Source organism: Microbacterium testaceum StLB037 (assembly GCF_000202635.1).
GTDB lineage: Bacteria > Actinomycetota > Actinomycetes > Actinomycetales > Microbacteriaceae > Microbacterium > Microbacterium testaceum_F.
The window spans coordinates 41,792-58,833 of the sequence record NC_015125.1 but is presented as its reverse complement, the minus strand read 5'-3'; the positions used below and the strand labels follow the sequence as shown (position 1 = coordinate 58,833).

Sequence of the window (17,042 nt, the reverse complement as noted above, 5' to 3'; positions counted from 1 at the left end):
CGTGTGCCCGCGGAGAGCGCCTCGCCGTCGGCGCCCGGCGTCCTCGCCGCCAGGCCGCACGCGCTCACCCCTCGCCGTCGCGCAGCGTTTCGTGCACGCGGTGCAGGTCCATCAGGAGAGATCCCACCAAGACCCAGTGCGCGGCGGACGGTGTGCGGATCTGCAAGGGTCGCGTGAGGGCGGGTTCCTCGGCGGCGATGGGAAGATCCGCCCCCGTGTCGACGGCGAAGGCGCGGCGGACGTCGTGCGCCGCGCGGTGCAGCTGCTCGGCGATGGCGCGCACCGAGGGCTCCTCGGCGATCGTCGCGTCGTAGCCGTCGTAGACGGCGCGGGTCATGCCGATCGCCTGCGTGACCACGGGGGTGAAGCGGTCGAGGAGATCCTGCATCGCGAGAAGGTCGGCCCGGTGGCGACCGCTGCGGGGGTTCAGCGACAGCGAGTCGGCGCCGTCCGCGATGGCGGTGGCCGCGGCATCCCGAACGGGGCGGAGCAGGCGCGCCTCGAGAAGAAGCTCTTCGAGGGATGCCGGGGTCTGCGGCGCCTCGAGCGCCTGGGCGAGGCGCTCGAGGGCGGCGGCGAGTTCGCGGCCCAGCACCTCGAGCTTCTCGCGCGCGGGAGGGACGAGAACCGGGGGGACCAGAGCGACGTTGACGACGATGCCGACCAGTGCCCCGATCAGCGTCTCGAGCACGCGGTCGAGCGCGTAGTTGGGCGTGGCGGTGCCGAGCGCAAGGACGAGGATCGCGCTGATCGCGACCTGGTTGGTCGCCCCGGGTGACATGCGCAGCGCCCACGCGAACACCAGCGCGACTCCGGCGGACAGGAGGATCACCCAGGTCGGGCTGCCGAGGGCGATCCCCAGAAGGGAGGCGATCACGACCCCGACCACGACGCCGACGCTGCGTTCGACCGCGCGGGTCAGCGATTGGTTGATGCTGGGCTGGACGACGAGGAGCGCGGCGATCGCGGCGAAGATCGGTGGCGGCCCCTGCACGAGCCACCCGGCGACGAGCCACGCGGCGACGGTAGCGATCGCGGACTTCGCCACCTGGAGGAACGGTGCGCGGCGTTTCGTCCGGAAAGAGAGGCTTTCGCGCAGGTATCGAGAAGGGATCGAGAGCACGGTCACTCCGGCCGGGCGACGATGGCGGCGGCGTTCTCGGCGACCCATCCCATCAGCGGGAGGACGTGCTCCATCAAGCCGCGGCCGCGGTCGGTCAGCCCGTACTCCACGCGCGGTGGCACCTCCGGGTAGGCGGTGCGGACCACCAGGCCGTCGGCTTCCAGTGTCTTGAGCGTGCTCGCCAACATCTTCTCGCTGATCCCGGACACGTTCCGGCGCAGCACGCCCCAGCGTTGCGTCCCATCCGACAGGGCCATGAGGACGAGGATGCCCCACTTGCCCATGACGTGGTCGAGCACGGTGCGCGTCGGGCAGCCGTCGGCAAAAACTTCCGGATGTTCTGCGCGGATTTCCGCAAGACTGACGCTCATGTGAGTACCTAACCAGAAAGTGGGTACCGGCATTCCGGAATGTGCTTGACGGGGACGCGTTGAGGTCGGCGTACCGATCGAAAGGACACTCCCATGACCCTCCTCGTCACCGCCGCTTCCGGACACCTCGGCCGCCTCGTCGTCGACGCTCTGCTCGAGCGTGGCGTTCCGGCATCCGACATCGTCGCCGGCGTCCGCACCCCTGCCAAGGCCGGCGACCTCGCCGATCGCGGCATCCGCGTCGTCGAGTTCGACTACGCGCGCCCCGAGACCCTCGCCCCGGCCCTCGAGGGCGTGACCCGCGTGCTGCTGATCTCCGGGACCGATGTCGACCGCGTCACCGGCCACGGAAACGTCATCGACGCGGCGCGCGCGGCGGGCGTCGAGCGCCTCGTCTACACCAGTGCTCCGCGCAACGACGAGATCGACTACGCGCTCGGAGCCGAGCACAAGGCCACCGAAGCGCTCATCGCCGCCTCGGGCGTCGAGGCCACGATCCTGCGCAACAACTGGTACACCGAGAACTACCTCGACGCCGTCGCGCGGGCCGCGGAGACGGGCGAGATCGTCGCCGCCGTCGGAGACGCCCGCGTGGCCAGCGCGAGCCGTCGCGACTACGCCGAAGCCGCGGCGATCGCGCTGATCGGAGACGACCTGCGCGGACAGACGCTCGAACTGGGTGGGGACGTCGCGTGGACCTACGACGAGCTCGCGGCGGCGGCCTCGGAGGTCGTCGGACGCCCGGTCGCCTACACGGCCGTCACGGTGGAGCAACTCGCCGCCGGCCTGGAAGCCGCGGGATTGGATGCCGGCACCGCCGCCTTCGTCGCGGGCATCGACGACGCGATCGCCCGCGGCGCGCTGGGGCAGACCGATGGAACGCTGTCGCGCCTCCTGGGTCGCCCGACCACTCCTCTCGCGCAGGGGCTGCGCGAGGGTCTCGCCGCGCGCTGACCGAAGGGCGTGGGATGCCGCCGGCGACGGCATCTCACGCCCCCGCGGTCGCCTCGCGACGGGCCGTGAGATGGCGCTGACGCATCGCGAGGAACAGCGGGAACGTGAACGCGAACGCGGTGATGCCCGAGAGCACGACATACGCCCACCCGAACCGCATGCCCAGGCGGCGAGCCTCGATGATGATGAAGGCGCTTCCGGCGATCGCGACGACGAGCAGATCGACGGTGATCGACGACACGGCCGGCCCGCTCGTGACGAGATCGCCGAGGAAGTCGCTCATCTGCACGATGGCGAGGACGTTGAAGGTCCACGTGCCCACGAGTCCCGCGACGGCGAGGACGAGGAACAGCACCGCGGTCGGAGTCCAATGACGTCGAAGCTCACTCATGCCCCGATCCTGCCGCAGAGCCGGTGTCGGTGGCGGGGGCTAGCGTCGAAGGATGGATGCCGCACACGCGGAGCGCATGCTCGACGACCGCCAGCGCGAGGTCGATCATCGGCTCGCCCGCTTGCGAGAAGACGAGGCGAGCCTTCGGCACGACCGGGCGGATGCCACGGCAGACGACGAGCATGATCCCGAGGGGTCCACCCTGTCGGGGGAGTGGGCGCAGGTCGATGCCCTGCGCCGGGGTGCCGAGGCGGAGCGCGTCGAGATCCAGGCGGCGCGGGAGCGCGTGGCATCCGGGACCTTCGGGGTGTGCGAGAACTGCGGCCGTCCGATCGGCGATGCGCGGTTGGAGGCCCGCCCCTTCGCCCGCCGCTGCATCGCGTGCGCGGTGTGACGCGCGGAGCAGAACCTAGGCTGGAGGCATGGAACCGGTCCTCATCGCCCTGCTGTTCGCCAACGCCGTTTTCAACGCGGTCGTGTGGCCGCGGTTCTACGTGCGAGTGGCGAAGGACCCGCGCGCGAAGAACGCCGCGGGCAAGGCGACGCCGTTCCTCATCGTGCACACCGTGCTCATCGGCCTCGCGCTCGCGCTGGCTCTGGCGTCGCTGATCGCCGCGATCGCCGCGCTGGTCTCCTGACCCTTCGGTAGAATGGGGGCGCGGGTTCGCCCGCCGCACGCAGTGCAACTACCTACCGGCTCGGCAAGGCGGCACGTTCCCCCGCCTCCGGAGACCGCTCTATGACTCTGCCCGTGACCACCCATCGATCGCTGATCCATCACACCGGTCTGTGGTACTTCCCGGTGGCGTTCGTGGCCCGTCTTCCCTTCGCGATGATGACGGTGGGCGTTCTGGCCCTGGTCGTCGCCGTGCGCGGATCCGTGGCCCTCGGCGGTCTGACCTCCGCGGCCGTCGGTCTCGGCGTCGTCGTCGCGGGTCCGGTGCTGGGCGACCTCGCCGATCGCTTCGGGCAGCGGCGCGTGCTCGTGCCGGTGGGCCTCGCGAACGGCATCCTGCTCTCGCTCTTCCCGCTCGTGGTCGCGGCCTCCTCCTCGGATGCGCTGCTGCTCGCGTCGGCGGCGGCGATCGGGCTGACCGGTCCGCAGACCGCCGCGATGTCACGGAGCCGGGTGATGGCGCTCATCGGGGAGCGCGTGGACCCGCAGCGGCGCGAGCGCACGTTCTCGCGGGCGATGGCGTACGAGTCCGCCGCGGATGAGACGGCATTCGTCATCGGACCCTTCGTGGTCGGGCTCCTCGCGGCGCTGATCGCGCCGTGGGCGCCGATCGTGGGCGCGGCGGTGCTGAGCTTCGTCTTCGTCACCGCCTTCGCTCTGCACCCGACCGGCCGGGCCGTCCCGGAGCGCGCCGAGCGTGCAGCCATGGCCCCGGCACGAGAGCTGGTGCACCCGAAACTGCTCGTGCTCGTCGCCGCGGTGTTCGGGGTAGGACTCTTCTTCGGCTCGACGCTGACCTCGCTCACGGCGTTCATGGAAGCCCAGGGCGCCCCCGAAGCCGGCGCTCTGCTGTACGGCGTGATGGGGGTCGGCTCGGCCGTTCTCGCCCTCGCCGTCGCCCTCTTGCCCGCCCGCTTCTCGCTGCGGTGGCGTCTCGTGGCGTTCGCGAGCATCCTCACGGCTTCGGCGGGCGCGTACACGGTCGGCGGGTCCGTCCCCACCGTCACCCTCGTGCTGTGTCTCATGGGCATCGGCGTCGGCCCCTCGCTCGTCACCCTGTTCAGCCTCGCCGGCCACCGTGCCCCGCGCGGTCGTACCGCGTCGACGATGACGGTGCTCGCCTCGGCGCTGACGCTCGCGCAGGCGCTGTCGTCGGCGGTGACCGGCGCGGTCGCCGAGCAGGTCTCGGTGGAGACGGCGATGCTGTTCCCCGCGGGCGCGGCGCTCCTCGTCCTGGCGACGGCCGGGCTGAACGCCGCGCGCAGCCCCCGGTGGGACCGCCGAACCCCCTGATCCTCACGCCTGCAGCGGGTAACGCCGTCGGAGGAGGAGGCGCTGCCCGAGCGTCCACATGGTCGTGACCGTCAGATACAGCGCCGCCGCGAGGGGGACGAACAGCGCCACCCCCGCGGTGGTGAACTGCAGCACCCCGACCATCCCCGTCATCCATGTCGGCGCCGACGGGTCGGTCGCGGGACGGAGGAGCCGCCGGGTGAGTTCGGCCACCCCCGCGATCACGACCACGAGGCTCGCGAAGACGGCGAGGGTCGTGGCATCCATCGTCCCCGACGTCAGGGCGCCCACGAGGCTGCGGCCCAGGGGGACGCCGAACAGGTCGTGCGTGAGGAGCGTGTTCGCGTGCCCTCCCACGGTGGGATGCAGGAAAACCGCGTAGAGGAGACCGACGACCGGGGCCTGGGCGAGAAGAGGGAGACAACCGGCGGCGGGCGAGGTGTTCTCGTCGCGGTAGAGCTGCATGGTCTCGCGCTGCAGGCGTTCGGGGTTCTTGCGCCAGCGCTCCTGCAGGACGCGCAGGCGGGGAGCCAGGCGCGCGCGCGTCTGTTCCGCGCGGGCCTGAGACACGCCCACCGGGATGAGCGCGAGCCGGACGACGAGGGTGACGGCGACGACGGCGAGAGCGGCGGCGAGTCCGCCGGTGAGGGGAGTGAGAGTGTCCGTGAGAGCGAGCAGGGCTCGGGTGGTGAGGTCGAGGAGGAAGGCGAGCGGGGGCAGGGTGAAGAGGTCCATGAGGGTTCCGTTCGTGGCGGCGATCAAGGGATCGGTGATCGAGGGATCACTGCGCCACCGCCCCTCCGGAACGGATGCCACAGACCACCGTCAGCGGACGGTGCGGGGGAGGGCTAGGCGGCGCGGGCCACGAACCCCGGCGCTCGAGGACGGGGATGTCCGGCGGCGTCGGGATCGCTCTGTGTGAGAGGCGCGGAGGGGTCGATCGGCCGCGGCGCGCGCGGCGACGCCCCGGCGAGGAGAGCCGGGAGCACCACGAGGACGATCGCGACGGTGACGACGACCGCCGCGGCGAGGACCACCGCGAGAAGCGGGGCGCCGGTCCCCGGCGTGAGGGCCAGTTCGGCGGTCGCGAGGAGCAGGTTCAGCAGAGCGATCAGCGATGCGATCATGTGCGCCCTCCCCTCGACGTCCCTCCCACGCTAGCAGGGGCCGGTCGCTACGCTGGGGCCATGACCACCCTCGTTCTGACCATCGTCGGCGATGACCGCGCGGGCCTGGTGTCGTCGGTCGCCGACATCATCGACGCCCACGGCGGCAACTGGGAGAACAGCGAGCTCGCTGAGCTCGCCGGAGCGTTCGCCGGGATCGTCGAGGTGTCGGTCGCCGCCGATCAGGCCGACGCCCTGCGCGCCGCGCTCGAGGGCATGGCCGGCACCCTCGCGGTGACCGTGCACACCGGAGCGCCCGAGGGCACGGCATCCGCTCCCCACAGCGTGACCCTCGAGGTGATCGGCAACGACCGTCCGGGCATCGTGCGCGAGATCTCCGCGGCGCTCACCGCGCGCGGCGTGAGCATCGAACGCATGTCGACGCAGACGACGGATGCCGCGATGGCGGGCGGACGCCTGTTCGAGGCCTCGATCACGGTGACGCTCATCGAGGGGGTCGAGACCGACGACCTGGTCGAGGAACTGGAGCGCCTCGCGGCGGAGATCCAGGTCGACGTGTCGCTCGCGGACTGATGCCTGTCAAGCGCCGTCAGGCGTCCTGGACGCCGGGGCCGTAGCGACGTCGGGTCGAGTGCGACTCGGCGTCATCTCGTCGCGGGGCGGAGCGGTGCTCTTCCAGGTGGACGACGAAACACGCCTTGGCGCGTCCGTAGCGTGTGCGAGCCGTCGAAGCGTTCAGCCCGAGCAACGCGGCGGCATCCACGAGGGTGAAGCCGTCCCAGTGCACGAGCATGATCAGCTCGCGGTCCGTCGCCCGCAAGCGCCCGATCGCTCTTCGTACGTCGGTCTCGCGCTCTCGACGTTCCGCCGCCGCGGAGGGGTCTGCGGGCGCAGCCTCGGTCACGTCGGCCTCCGATGCCAGGGCGTCGTACAGGCGACGGCGGCCGAGCAGTCCTCGCCGGTGACGGTGCGAGACGTTCCGCGCGACACCGAAGCTCCACATGCGCGCGTCGGACGGGTTCGTCGGCAAATGATCGCGACGCCTCCAGATCACGGCCAGGGTCTCGCTCAGCAGGTCGTCGGCGTCGTCCGGATGCCGACGGGCGAAGTAGCGAAGGAGGTCGGCGCCGTTGTCGGCGGCGACTCTCGTCGCCCAGTCTTCTGATCGGGCGTCGGGGCGACGGCTCACCGGAACGGACCCGTGCAGGTGCTGGTGCTCGCCCATCCCGGCTCCAGAGCACGGATCTCAGCCGGGAGACGACGTTCGATGATCGGCGTGACGGCGATCCGGAAAGCAAGGGCATCCCGCACCTCCGGCGTGTCGTTGGTCCAGACCTCGCCGGGCTGGGGGCCGCGCGGATTCGCGATCGCGTAGTCGTAGATCTCTTGCCCGATGCCCTCCCAGTCGGTCTGAGCGAGCGCTCGGGCAACCCGGTCGTCGGCGGCGGAGCGCTGATCCTCGCCGACGCGGACCGCCCACACGCAATCCACCTTCACCCCGCTGAGCGTCGTGTACGTGATCGGAATCTGTGCGTCCGGATCGACGCGGGTCGCGTCCTCCCCGACCCCGAGCCATATCGGTGCGGCGAGGGCAGCACCCGTCGACAGCGCGATGACGGCGAGGGTGAGGGGGAGGACGAGCCTCCTGCGCCGCGGACGAGATGGTGGGGCCATCGCGCGCATGTGATCCCACGTTCTTGCAGCGATCGTTTCGGCCCGAGAACCTTCGAGGTGATGTGCGGGATCCGCGGCACGCAGGTCCTCATCCAGGTTCGTCACGAGGCATCCTCCCAGGGCGTCGACTGTTCGTCTCTCACCCTCACCTGCCGTCCGGCGGTCCGAGCGTCTCATTTTGGTGGAGCGCGAACCCGGCGCGCGGGGGAGAAGCGTCTCAGACGGCCCGGCGGCGCCGCGACGCCAGCCGGGCGACCACGCGCCAGCCCACGAGGAACAGGGCCAGCGTGATCGACGCGACGATCACGAACGCGACGGCCACGCCCTGGCCGCTCACCGCGCGCAGCACCATACCGACGACGACCGTGACGGCCCACACGATCAGCCCCGTCCGCAGGGGCGCGAGAGGGGCGCGCCACGCCCGGGCGATGAGCCAACCGAGGACCAGAGCGACGAGGAACGGCCACGCGGTCGTCGCCAGCCCCGAACCGAGGGGGCCGAGCACGTCGCCGTCGTGGGTCGCGCGACCGATCGCGGCGAAGACGATGACCAGGACGACATCGACGAGCAGAACGAGCGCGAGACGGGTACGGGAGGAGGTCACGGCATCCATTGTCCTCGTCTGGGAAGGGCATATCGTCCGCGTATCGCCGGGCGCAGATGCGCTCGCAACACGGCGGCGTGTGGGCTGGAAGCCCGAACACCCAGGAGTCTCCATGCCGAACGCCCCGATCCTCACCCCCGCCCGTGTCCTCGTCGCCGCCGCGGCGCTCGCCGTCGTGGGGGTGCTCACCCTCGCCCCGCGCGCACTCATCCGGCCCTTCCAGGAGCGGGCGGTCGACGCCTTCTTCCTCGTCGCGGAGCGGTGGGGCGGACTGACGCTGGCGTACAACAGCGACGTCGTGATGAACATCGCGCTGTTCGTGCCCCTGGGCATCGCCGTCGCGGCGTTGCTCCCGCTCCGATTCACGCCGTTGACGGTCCCGTTCGGTTTGGCGGTGTCTCTCGCCGTGGAGACCGCGCAGTCGCTCATTCCCGGTCGGGTACCCGACGTGGACGACGTGCTGCACAACACCCTCGGGGCGGCGGTGGGCACGCTGATCGTGATCGTCCTGCGGCTATCGACGCGGGCGGCGGTGCGCGCGGGGGAGACGGTCTCGCGCGGATGACGCGGGTCCGGGCGGGTCGCGATCGCGCGCGAGCGATGCGGCGCCGGAGAGGGAGCCCGCGGGCCCGCGCTCCGCGCGACCGCGATCGGCGCGCCGGTGCCGACCCGTCGGGCCCGCGCTTTGCGCGACCGCGACCCGCAGGCCGGCGTCGCCCGTCAGCCCCGCGCCTGGTCGCCCGTCGGCCGTGGAAGGCGCACGCGGGCGTGGAGCCCGCCGCCCTCGCGCGGCCACAGCTCGAGCGACCCCTCGTGCGCGCGCACGATCGCGACCGCGATGGCGAGACCGAGCCCCGTCCCGGCGGCCGCGGTCCGAGCGCGACCGGCCGCGCGCACGAACGGTTCGGGCAGCGTGGCCACGGTTTCGCGGGAGAGTTCGGCTCCCGTGTTCGCGACGTCGATGACGACGCTGCGAGCATCCGTCCGCACCGTGACCTGGATCTCCCGGGATGCCGTGCCCTCGGCGGCGCTGTGCACGATGGCGTTGTGCACGAGATTGGTGATCATCTGGCGCGCGAGCGTCTCATCCGCGACGGCTACGGCGGGCGAGGCGATGCGCGTCGTCAGACGGGCGGGCGCATCGACGGCGAGCGGCGCGAGTTCCGCGCAGACCTCCGCGGTGAGCGCGTCGATCCTGACCTCCGAGCGGGCGATCACCCCGCCGTGCGAGGCGCGCGACAGCGCCAGGATCGCCTCGGTCAAGCGGATCGCGCGCTCGTTCGTGTCGTCGAGCCGGCCGAGGAGCCGCTCCACGTCGACGTTGTCGGGGTCGGCGCGGGCGACCTCGAGCATCGTCCGCATCGTCGCGTGCGGCGTGCGCAGCTCGTGCGAGGCGTTCGCCGCGAAGCGCCGCTGCTCCTGCACCGTCTCCGCGATACGCGAGAGCATGGCGTCGAACGTGTCGGCGAGGTCGGTGAGCTCATCGCGGCGCCCGGGAAGATCCACCCGGCGATCGAGGCTCCCGTCGCGCACGGCGCGCGCCGCGTCGGTGATGCGGGTCAGGGGCCGGAGCATGAGACCGGCGACGATCCACCCGCCGCCCAGTCCGATCACCGCGAGAGCCGCGAGAGTGAACCACGCGTACTTGACGAAGACCTCCGCCAGATTGCTGCGAGCGGGGGTGAACAGGCCGTTGTCGGCGTAGAGATTGCCCTCGGGCAGGAAACGCAGCACCAGGAATCCCACGGTGAACAGCGCGATGCCGACGATCACGACGAACACCGCGTAACTGAGGGTCAGCTTGATCCGGACCGACAGGCCGGCCGGACGCTCACGCATCCGCGGGGCCGATGCGGTACCCGACACCGGCGACCGTCTGGATGAGCCACGGCTCACCGAGACGTTTACGCAGCGTCGAGATCGTGATGCGCACGGCGTTGGTGAACGGGTCGGCGTTCTCGTCCCAGGCGCGCTCCAGGAGGACCTCCGCGCTGACCACCCCGCCGCCCGCGGTCATCAGCACCTCGAGTACCGCGAACTGCTTCCGGGTGAGAGAGACGTAGCGTCCGTCCCGGTACACCTCGCGCCGGAACGGATCGAGACGGATGCCGTCGAGCTCGAGGATCGGGGGAGCCCCGACCGCGGGGCGGCGCGCGAGCGCCCTGAGCCTCAGCACGAGCTCCTTCAGGACGAACGGTTTCGTCAGGTAGTCGTCTGCTCCGCTCTCGAACCCGGACGCCTTGTCGTCGAGCCGGTCCGCGGCGGTGAGCATGAGCACGCGCGGCGCGGCGGGCTGAGCGACGAGGTGCCGAGCGATCTCATCGCCGTTCGGCCCGGGGATGTCGCGGTCGAGCACCACGACGTCGTAGGCGGTGTAGCTGAGCTGCTCGAGCGCGGAGTCGCCGTCCCCGGCGATGTCGGCCGCGATCGCCTCCAGTCGGAGCCCGTCACGGATCGCCTCGGCGAGATAGGGCTCGTCCTCGACGATCAGCACGCGCATCCCGTCATCGTAGGCGGGCCGGTGTATCGCGAGCGTATGTAGCGTGGACGCATGGCGACCCGATTGCTCCTCGTGGCCGATACGCACGTGCCGAAGCGGGCCCGGACCCTCCCGGATGCCGTGCGGCGCGTGGCATCCGAGGTCGACCTGATCGTCCACGCGGGGGACTGGGTGACCGCGGGGGTGCTGGACGAGCTCCTCGCCCTCGGGCCCGTGCTCGGCGTGTGGGGCAACAACGACGGAGCCGACCTCCGCGCGCGCCTTCCCGAGGTCGCCCGCGCCGAGATCGAGGGCGTCCGGGTCGCCGTGATCCACGAGACGGGTGCCGCGACCGGCCGCGAGAAGAGGATGGATGCCGCCTTCGCCGACACCGACCTTCTCGTGTTCGGGCACAGCCACATCCAGTGGGACACCACGACGCCGGCGGGGTTGCGCCTGCTGAACCCGGGATCGCCCACGGACCGTCGGCGGCAGCCCCGCTGCACGATGATGACGCTCACGTTGACCGACGGGGAGCTCCGTGATCTCGAACTCCACGGAGTCGCCCGCGACTGAGGGGCGTATCGTCCGCGTATCCGACGTTCCATACGGCGGGGCAACGGGCCGGGCGGTGGACTGCGGTGCATGGCCGTTCTCTCCCACCCCGCCTCGGGGCACCGCCGTCTCGTTCTCCTCCTCGCGACGGCGGGCGGCGTCGTGCTCGTTCTCGCCGCGATCGTCACCCTGGCGGTGACCCTGACGTTCTCGTCGTTCGCCACCGCGGTGCGCCCGACGGGGATCTTCATCCCGACCGAGGCGGACGGTCTCATCGCCGCCGAGACCTCGTTGAGCGTCGACGACGAGACGCACCCCGCCCTCGCACGGTTGGATCCGGCCCTCCTCGACGCGCTGCGGGCGGCGCAGGCCGCGGCCGAGGCCGACGGCATCCGCTTCGACATCACCAGCGGATGGCGCAGCGTCGATCTGCAGCGGCGGTTGCTCGCCGACGCCGTGCGCACGTATGGCAGCGAGGAGGTCGCACGCCAGTACGTCGCGACCCCCGAGACGTCGAGCCACGTGACCGGGCAGGCGGTCGACATCGGCTCGCTCGACGCGCAGCTGTGGATCATCGAGCACGGACGGGAGTGGGGACTCTGCCAGACATATGCGAACGAGCGGTGGCACTTCGAGCGGGCGACCGAGCCCGGCGGCGAGTGTCCCGAGCCGAAGCTCGATGCCCGAGGCTGGAGGGGGGGGGGGGGGGAACACGAAGGGCGTCGCGACCGGTTCCCCGGCGCGACGCCCTTCGTGGATGGTGGCGCGGTCTCAGACCCGGCGGGCCGCCGACGTGAGCGGGCACTCGAACGGATCGCGGGCCGCGAGGCCCACGCGGTTCAGGTACTGGATCACGATGCCGTACGACTGCAGCAGCGTCGTCTCGACGTACGGAACGCCGAGCGTCTGGCAGTGCTCCCGGACGATCTCGCGCGCGCGGCTCAGGTGCGGCCGCGGCATGTTCGGGAAGAGGTGGTGCTCGATCTGGTAGTTGAGCCCGCCCATGAGCCAGGTGGCCCACCAGCCGCCGGAGATGTTGCGCGAGGTGCGCACCTGCTTGCTGAAGAAGTCGAGCTTCGCGCCCGGGGCGATCACCGCCATGCCCTTGTGGTTGGGAGCGAAGGACGCGCCCATGTACACGCCGAACACCGCGAGCTGGACGCCGAGGAAGGCGAAGGCCATGCCGATCGGGAGGAAGACGAAGACCGGAGCCACGAACACCGCGAAGCGCAGGGCGATGAGTCCGAGCTCGGTCCAGCGGCCCTTGACCTCGCCGCGCGAGAGCAGGTGGCGGATGGCGAGCACGTGCAGGTTGAGACCCTCGAGCGTCAGGAGGGGGAAGAACAACCAGCCCTGTCGCTGGGTGATCCAGCGCTGGATGCCGCGAGCCTTCGCCGCGTCCTCGTCGAGGAACGAGATCGTGTCGATCTCGATGTCGGGGTCTTTGCCGACACGGTTCGGGTTGGCGTGGTGACGGGTGTGCTTCGATGCCCACCACGACTGGCTCATGCCGACGATGCCATTGCCGATCCACAGCGCCAAGCGGTCGTTCGCGGGACCGGAGGCGAGGATCTGACGGTGGTTCGCCTCGTGGGCGAGGAAGGCCACCTGGGTGAACAGGATGCCGAGCGCTGCGGCGATCAGCAGCTGGAACCAGCTGTCGCCCAGGAGCACGAAACCGGCGATGCAGCCGGCGAAGGCGAGGACGAGGGCGGAACCGACGAGAGCGTAGAAAACGCGGGTGCGGACCAGGAGGCCGCTTTCGCGAACGACCTGGGACAGTTCCGTGTAGGCCTTCGCGATCGGGGGGAATTCCGTGGTGCCGGAGTAAGTCTGACGGACGGGGCCGAGACGGGACTCGACGATGGTGGAGGCGATGAACTGCTCCTCGGTATTCATGACCGGAGTCGGGATCCCGAGAGGCTTCCCCGGGTCTGCCCCACCCTACGGGGCGATGTATGGAGGCTCCGGTATACATCCACATGTGCAGGAACCTCACCGGGAATGCACATCTGCCGGACTCGCGGCGTTCACGCCGAGAGGACGACGAAAGCCGGGCCGCCGCGCATGCGGCAGACCCGGCTTTCGGGGTGAAGCGGAGCTTAGAGGGGGCGGATGTTCGCCGCCTGCATGCCCTTGGGGCCCTGCTCGGCGTCGAATTCGACCTTCTGCGCTTCCGTCAGCTCCTTGAAGCCGTTGCCCTGGATCGCGCTGAAGTGCGCGAACAGGTCGGCGGAGCCGTCATCGGGAGCGATGAAGCCGTAGCCCTTTTCGGAGTTGAACCATTTCACGGTGCCAGTGGCCATCGTGTTCTTCCTTTATTCATGTTGGGCCGCATAAGCGACCGTGGGCGCCGTTCCGACGAACGCGGAGCGGACGGGGACGCCGCAGCACCGAAGTGGTGCCGCGTACGCGGTGCCCGTCGACGGCGGCCTGAGCCGCCCCGACGGACGTGTGGATGCCGAGGTTCTCGCCGAGCGGACCTTGGGCTTCATAGCCCGAGGTGGCCGCGCCGACGAAACCGGCATAGTCGGATCCGGCCGTCGCGACGTAGACGTCGAGATCGGCCTGGCGCCACGAAAGTGGCGAAGGGTAAAGCGAAGACACAGAGACTTTCCGCGGGAGGCAGGCGATGACGGAGGTCATCGAGCGTGCCGTGCGACGAGATACAGGGGGATTCCGATGGTGAACGGCTCGGTGCCGTGCGCCCGACATCTCATCGATGAGGCGGGCGTCCATGAAGCAAATCCCGGAATTGATGCTCCCACGGTAGCACGGATGCCTGCGGAGCGCCGGGGAGATTCTCGGGGCCTCCTTTCCGGGGTGGACTGGGGCCATGGCATCCGGAACAGACGACTCCGCCGACGCCGAGCGGTGGCTGGTGATCGACGGTCGCCGGTGGCGTCGCACCGATCCGGCGCTGCCGCATGATCTCGCCGCCCGGTTGAGGTCCCACCTCGGACGGGCCCGCTCCGCGGTGCGGACGACGAAGCGGGCGGGCGACGCCGACGGGACCGCCGACGCCCGGCGTCGCGTCGGACTCGCCAAGGCCGGGCTCGGTGAGCGCGGACCGCGGTGGTGGGAAGAGGACGTCGCCGACCGCACCCGGCGGGCGAGGGAGGCCGTGGAGGAGCTCGACCGCCTCGCCCCGCCGAGAGCAGACGACGGCTCCGACGTCAACACATAGCGCGGGTCGGATCGACCCGCTGGGCTGGGGGTCCACGAACAGAGGGAGTGCCATGTCATCCACCGACACCGAGCTGGACACGCTCAACGAGCTGCTGAAGAAGTTCCGCTTCGCGATGGTCACCACGCGAGCCGAGGACGGTGCGCTGCACGCCCATCCGTTGACGGTCCAGGAGAACGAGTCCGACGGCGACCTGTGGTTCATCGTCGGCACGCACGCCTCCGCCGTCGAGCACGTGCGGCGGGACCCGAAGGTCGGCCTGTCTTTCAGCTCCGACAGTACGTGGCTCTCGCTCGCCGGCGAGGCCGAGGTCGTCGATGACCTCGCGAAGCTCAAGGAGCTGTGGTCGACGACCGTCGAGGCGTGGTTCCCCGACGGCCCCGAGTCCCCCGGAGTCACGCTGATGAAGGTTTCCGCGCTGACCGGGGAGTACTGGGGCAGCGCCGGCGGCCGCCTCGCCACGGCGATCGCCCTGGTGACGTCGAAGGTGACCGGTGAACGCCCGAAGGGCGGGGAGAACGAGAAGTTCGACCTCACCGACTGAGGTCTGACCGACCGGAAGGACGAAGGGCCCCGCACGCGGGGCCCTTCGTTCGCGTCAGCCCCCGGAGGGGTTGTCGACGGGTGCGTCGTCGTCCGTGGTGTCGGGAATTCGCGGCGCGTCGGCGGTCTCGAGCTCGTCGGGCTCGTCGGCGGTGTCGTTCGTGCGATCCGGTGTCGTGTCCATGGGGGCACCCGATCACGAACCGCGGCGGGCGCGCGCGGGCCTTGCGCGGACTCCGCGACTGTGTCAGCGCAAGCCCCCGCGACTCGATGCGGCGTTTTGCGACCATGACGACATGTCACGACCCGAGGTGCGCGCCAAGCCTTGCGCTTACTGCGGACGCCCGTTCACCGATCGCAAGCGCTGGAGCGGGCGCGACCAGTGGGACCAGGTGCTCTACTGCTCGCGCGGGTGCCGCGCGAACGCGGCGAAGCAGAGGAGGCGCGCATGAGCGTCGTCGCGGACGAGCGAGAGGGGCGCGGTGCATGAAGGCCGCGCTGATCCTCGCGACGCAGCAGTTCGCCGAGCACCCCGCCTACGACGACGACATCGAGGAGTTCTTCTTCATCGAGTCGGCGCCGCGGTTCCGCAAGCTCCCGTATCACCGGCACAAGATCGTGCTGCTGATCTCGGCGATGCGGCATACAGCAGCCCGCCTCGAGGGTGAAGGGCGGACCGTCCGGCGGATCACGCTGGACGATGACCTCACCTTCAAGGCGGGGCTCGAACGTCTGCTGAAGGCGCACCGGGTCACCGAGCTGACGTGGATGAGCGACCCGAACCGGCCCGTCGACGAGCGGATCGCTCGCATCTGCCAGGCGCACGACGTCGAGACCGAGGTCCTCCCGGACGGTCTCTTCCTCACGCCCGAAGAGGACGTCGACGGCTGGTTCGCCGAGCACCCGACGCCGCTCATGGAGGACTTCTACCACTGGCAGCGGCGGCGTACCGGCATCCTGATGGACGGCGGAAAGCCCGCCGGGCGTCGCTGGAACTTCGACGCCGACAACCGCAAGGCCCTTCCGAAGAAGGGCGTGGACATCCCGCCCCTGCCTCAGATCGAGCCCGACGAGATCACCCGCGCGGTCATCGCGGAGGTTGATGAGCTCTTCCCCGAGCACCCCGGAGCGGCGGAGGAGTTCTGGCTGCCGGTCACCCCGGAGGAGTCCCGCGACTGGCTCGATACGTTCGTCGCCGAGCGCTTGCACGACTTCGGCCGCTACGAGGACGCGATGAAGGCCGACGAGCCCTTCCTCTTCCACGCGATCATCTCGCCGATGCTGAACATCGGCCTGCTCACGGTCGAGGAAGTGGTCGCCGCCGCCACGCGGACTGATGCGCCCCTGGCATCCGTCGAGGGGTTCGTCCGGCAGGTGATCGGGTGGCGGGAGTACATGCGCGGGATGTACCGGGCGCACCCGAAGCTCGAGCACGTCAACGCGTTGCACCTCGAAAAGCGCATCGAGAAGTACTGGTACTCGGGAGAACGGATGCCGAGCGACCTGCCGATCCCGGTGCGCACAGTCCTCGAGCGCGTGCACCGCTGGGGTTATGCGCACCACATCGAGCGGCTCATGGTGCTCGGCAACTGGTTCCTGCTGCAGGGCTACGCGCCGCGGCAGGTGAACGCGTGGTTCCTCGCGCTGTTCGTCGACGCGTATGACTGGGTCATGGTGCCCAACGTCATGGGCATGAGCCAGTTCGCCGACGGCGGGTTCGTGGCGACCAAGCCGTACGTCTCGGGCGGGGCGTACCTGCAGAAGATGGGCTCGTGGTGGCCCTCTGCTCAGGATGCCAAGGACTCGGTGTTCACCGACGCGTACTGGGAGTTCCTCGAGCGTCACGAGGATGTGCTGGCGGGCAATCACCGGCTGGGTCTCGCGTTGGCGCAGATGAGGAAGCGGCGCGAGGCGCGGGGGTAGTGCGCGCGGGGGTCCGGTCCCTTCGACAGGCTCAGGGACCTTGCGCGGAGGTGGCTGAGCTTGTCGAAGCCACCGGGCATCGTGGTGCCGGTCCCTTCGACAGGCTCAGGGACCTCTGCGTGAGCGGTCGCTGAGCCTGTCG

General features: G+C 70.4%; 25 protein-coding genes and 1 pseudogene. 12 read left to right on the top strand and 14 right to left on the bottom strand.

The genetic code is table 11. The features are described 5' to 3' along the window. Positions 1–64: 64 nt before the first annotated feature. On the bottom strand, positions 65–1,048 hold the full coding sequence (locus tag MTES_RS00320; RefSeq protein WP_231848102.1) for an FUSC family protein: 984 nt from the start codon (positions 1,046–1,048) through the stop codon (positions 65–67). Positions 1,049–1,125: 77 nt separating this feature from the next. Further along, complete coding sequence (locus tag MTES_RS00315) at positions 1,126–1,494, bottom strand: winged helix-turn-helix transcriptional regulator (protein WP_013583156.1); 369 nt, start codon at positions 1,492–1,494, stop codon at positions 1,126–1,128. 93 nt (positions 1,495–1,587) lie between these two features. On the opposite strand from MTES_RS00315, the gene MTES_RS00310 reads away from it, so the two are divergent. Further along, positions 1,588–2,448, top strand: a complete 861-nt coding sequence (locus tag MTES_RS00310) for an SDR family oxidoreductase (RefSeq protein ID WP_013583155.1) — start codon at positions 1,588–1,590, stop codon at positions 2,446–2,448. 34 nt (positions 2,449–2,482) lie between these two features. Here MTES_RS00310 and MTES_RS00305 read toward each other — a convergent pair whose 3' ends face one another. After that, a complete protein-coding gene (locus MTES_RS00305; protein WP_043360809.1) occupies positions 2,483–2,839 on the bottom strand; it encodes a DUF2834 domain-containing protein in 357 nt (118 codons plus the stop codon). Positions 2,840–2,891: 52 nt separating this feature from the next. On the opposite strand from MTES_RS00305, the gene MTES_RS00300 reads away from it, so the two are divergent. From MTES_RS00300 to MTES_RS00290, 3 genes are all read left to right on the top strand, one after another. Next, positions 2,892–3,233, top strand: coding sequence for a TraR/DksA family transcriptional regulator (locus MTES_RS00300; RefSeq protein ID WP_013583153.1), 342 nt, complete (start codon positions 2,892–2,894; stop codon positions 3,231–3,233). Between the two features lie 28 nt (positions 3,234–3,261). Beyond that, a complete protein-coding gene (locus MTES_RS00295) occupies positions 3,262–3,477 on the top strand; it encodes an SCO4848 family membrane protein (RefSeq protein ID WP_013583152.1) in 216 nt (71 codons plus the stop codon). Positions 3,478–3,590: 113 nt separating this feature from the next. Then, on the top strand, positions 3,591–4,808 hold the full coding sequence (locus tag MTES_RS00290; protein ID WP_231848101.1) for an MFS transporter: 1,218 nt from the start codon (positions 3,591–3,593) through the stop codon (positions 4,806–4,808). A gap of 3 nt (positions 4,809–4,811) precedes the next feature. Here MTES_RS00290 and MTES_RS00285 read toward each other — a convergent pair whose 3' ends face one another. Together MTES_RS00285 and MTES_RS00280 are read right to left on the bottom strand one after the other, a co-directional pair. Continuing rightward, positions 4,812–5,543, bottom strand: coding sequence for a YidC/Oxa1 family membrane protein insertase (locus tag MTES_RS00285; protein ID WP_043361739.1), 732 nt, complete (start codon positions 5,541–5,543; stop codon positions 4,812–4,814). Between the two features lie 113 nt (positions 5,544–5,656). Then, positions 5,657–5,935, bottom strand: coding sequence for a DUF6412 domain-containing protein (locus MTES_RS00280; protein WP_013583149.1), 279 nt, complete (start codon positions 5,933–5,935; stop codon positions 5,657–5,659). Positions 5,936–5,995: 60 nt separating this feature from the next. Here MTES_RS00280 and MTES_RS00275 point away from each other — a divergent pair, with 60 nt between their 5' ends. Next, positions 5,996–6,508, top strand: coding sequence for a glycine cleavage system protein R (locus MTES_RS00275; RefSeq protein WP_013583148.1), 513 nt, complete (start codon positions 5,996–5,998; stop codon positions 6,506–6,508). 16 nt (positions 6,509–6,524) lie between these two features. On the opposite strand, the gene MTES_RS00270 is transcribed toward MTES_RS00275, so the two are convergent. The 3 genes from MTES_RS00270 to MTES_RS00260 form a co-directional block, all read right to left on the bottom strand. Further along, positions 6,525–7,160: an RNA polymerase sigma factor gene (locus MTES_RS00270; protein ID WP_013583147.1), complete on the bottom strand. Its 636-nt coding sequence runs from the start codon at positions 7,158–7,160 to the stop codon at positions 6,525–6,527. Further along, positions 7,121–7,609, bottom strand: coding sequence for a hypothetical protein (locus MTES_RS00265; protein ID WP_148272775.1), 489 nt, complete (start codon positions 7,607–7,609; stop codon positions 7,121–7,123). The genes MTES_RS00270 and MTES_RS00265 overlap by 40 nt, the downstream gene beginning before the upstream one ends. A 217-nt stretch (positions 7,610–7,826) precedes the next feature. Beyond that, on the bottom strand, positions 7,827–8,222 hold the full coding sequence (locus tag MTES_RS00260; RefSeq protein WP_013583145.1) for a DUF3054 domain-containing protein: 396 nt from the start codon (positions 8,220–8,222) through the stop codon (positions 7,827–7,829). Between the two features lie 103 nt (positions 8,223–8,325). Between MTES_RS00260 and MTES_RS18260 the strand changes: the two genes are divergently transcribed. Beyond that, on the top strand, positions 8,326–8,778 hold the full coding sequence (locus MTES_RS18260) for a VanZ family protein (protein WP_013583144.1): 453 nt from the start codon (positions 8,326–8,328) through the stop codon (positions 8,776–8,778). A 155-nt stretch (positions 8,779–8,933) separates the two neighbouring features. Here the strand turns inward: MTES_RS18260 and MTES_RS00250 are convergent, their stop codons facing one another. Both MTES_RS00250 and MTES_RS00245 read right to left on the bottom strand, forming a co-directional pair. Continuing rightward, on the bottom strand, positions 8,934–10,052 hold the full coding sequence (locus MTES_RS00250; RefSeq protein WP_013583143.1) for a sensor histidine kinase: 1,119 nt from the start codon (positions 10,050–10,052) through the stop codon (positions 8,934–8,936). Next, positions 10,045–10,713: a response regulator transcription factor gene (locus MTES_RS00245; RefSeq protein ID WP_043360807.1), complete on the bottom strand. Its 669-nt coding sequence runs from the start codon at positions 10,711–10,713 to the stop codon at positions 10,045–10,047. The genes MTES_RS00250 and MTES_RS00245 overlap by 8 nt, the downstream gene beginning before the upstream one ends. Positions 10,714–10,764: 51 nt before the next feature. Between MTES_RS00245 and MTES_RS00240 the strand changes: the two genes are divergently transcribed. Together MTES_RS00240 and MTES_RS18665 are read left to right on the top strand one after the other, a co-directional pair. Continuing rightward, a complete protein-coding gene (locus tag MTES_RS00240; RefSeq protein WP_013583141.1) occupies positions 10,765–11,268 on the top strand; it encodes a metallophosphoesterase family protein in 504 nt (167 codons plus the stop codon). 69 nt (positions 11,269–11,337) lie between these two features. Then, positions 11,338–11,799 (top strand): annotated as a pseudogene (locus MTES_RS18665) (D-alanyl-D-alanine carboxypeptidase family protein); the annotation flags it as partial. A 219-nt stretch (positions 11,800–12,018) separates the two neighbouring features. Here the strand turns inward: MTES_RS18665 and MTES_RS00235 are convergent. The 3 genes from MTES_RS00235 to MTES_RS19145 form a co-directional block, all read right to left on the bottom strand. Beyond that, positions 12,019–13,146 (bottom strand): fatty acid desaturase family protein, encoded by a 1,128-nt coding sequence (locus MTES_RS00235; protein WP_013583140.1) that lies wholly within the window; start codon positions 13,144–13,146, stop codon positions 12,019–12,021. A 203-nt stretch (positions 13,147–13,349) separates the two neighbouring features. Next, positions 13,350–13,553, bottom strand: a complete 204-nt coding sequence (locus MTES_RS00230) for a cold-shock protein (RefSeq protein ID WP_013583139.1) — start codon at positions 13,551–13,553, stop codon at positions 13,350–13,352. A 16-nt stretch (positions 13,554–13,569) separates the two neighbouring features. Next, positions 13,570–13,854, bottom strand: a complete 285-nt coding sequence (locus MTES_RS19145) for a hypothetical protein (RefSeq protein ID WP_013583138.1) — start codon at positions 13,852–13,854, stop codon at positions 13,570–13,572. Positions 13,855–14,083: 229 nt separating this feature from the next. On the opposite strand from MTES_RS19145, the gene MTES_RS00225 reads away from it, so the two are divergent. After that, positions 14,084–14,434: a hypothetical protein gene (locus MTES_RS00225; RefSeq protein ID WP_013583137.1), complete on the top strand. Its 351-nt coding sequence runs from the start codon at positions 14,084–14,086 to the stop codon at positions 14,432–14,434. Between the two features lie 52 nt (positions 14,435–14,486). Continuing rightward, entirely contained in the window at positions 14,487–14,978 is a 492-nt protein-coding gene (locus tag MTES_RS00220; protein ID WP_013583136.1) for a pyridoxamine 5'-phosphate oxidase family protein, read from the top strand. Positions 14,979–15,032: 54 nt separating this feature from the next. Here the strand turns inward: MTES_RS00220 and MTES_RS19940 are convergent, their stop codons facing one another. Further along, positions 15,033–15,161 carry a hypothetical protein gene (locus tag MTES_RS19940; protein WP_013583135.1) on the bottom strand — a complete coding sequence of 43 codons (129 nt, stop codon included), beginning with the start codon at positions 15,159–15,161 and terminating at the stop codon, positions 15,033–15,035. On the opposite strand from MTES_RS19940, the gene MTES_RS20015 reads away from it, so the two are divergent. Further along, positions 15,160–15,429 carry a DUF2256 domain-containing protein gene (locus MTES_RS20015; RefSeq protein WP_013583134.1) on the top strand — a complete coding sequence of 90 codons (270 nt, stop codon included), beginning with the start codon at positions 15,160–15,162 and terminating at the stop codon, positions 15,427–15,429. The genes MTES_RS19940 and MTES_RS20015 overlap by 2 nt on opposite strands. Positions 15,430–15,463: 34 nt before the next feature. Then, on the top strand, positions 15,464–16,900 hold the full coding sequence (locus MTES_RS00215; protein ID WP_013583133.1) for a cryptochrome/photolyase family protein: 1,437 nt from the start codon (positions 15,464–15,466) through the stop codon (positions 16,898–16,900). Positions 16,901–17,042 lie beyond the last annotated feature (142 nt).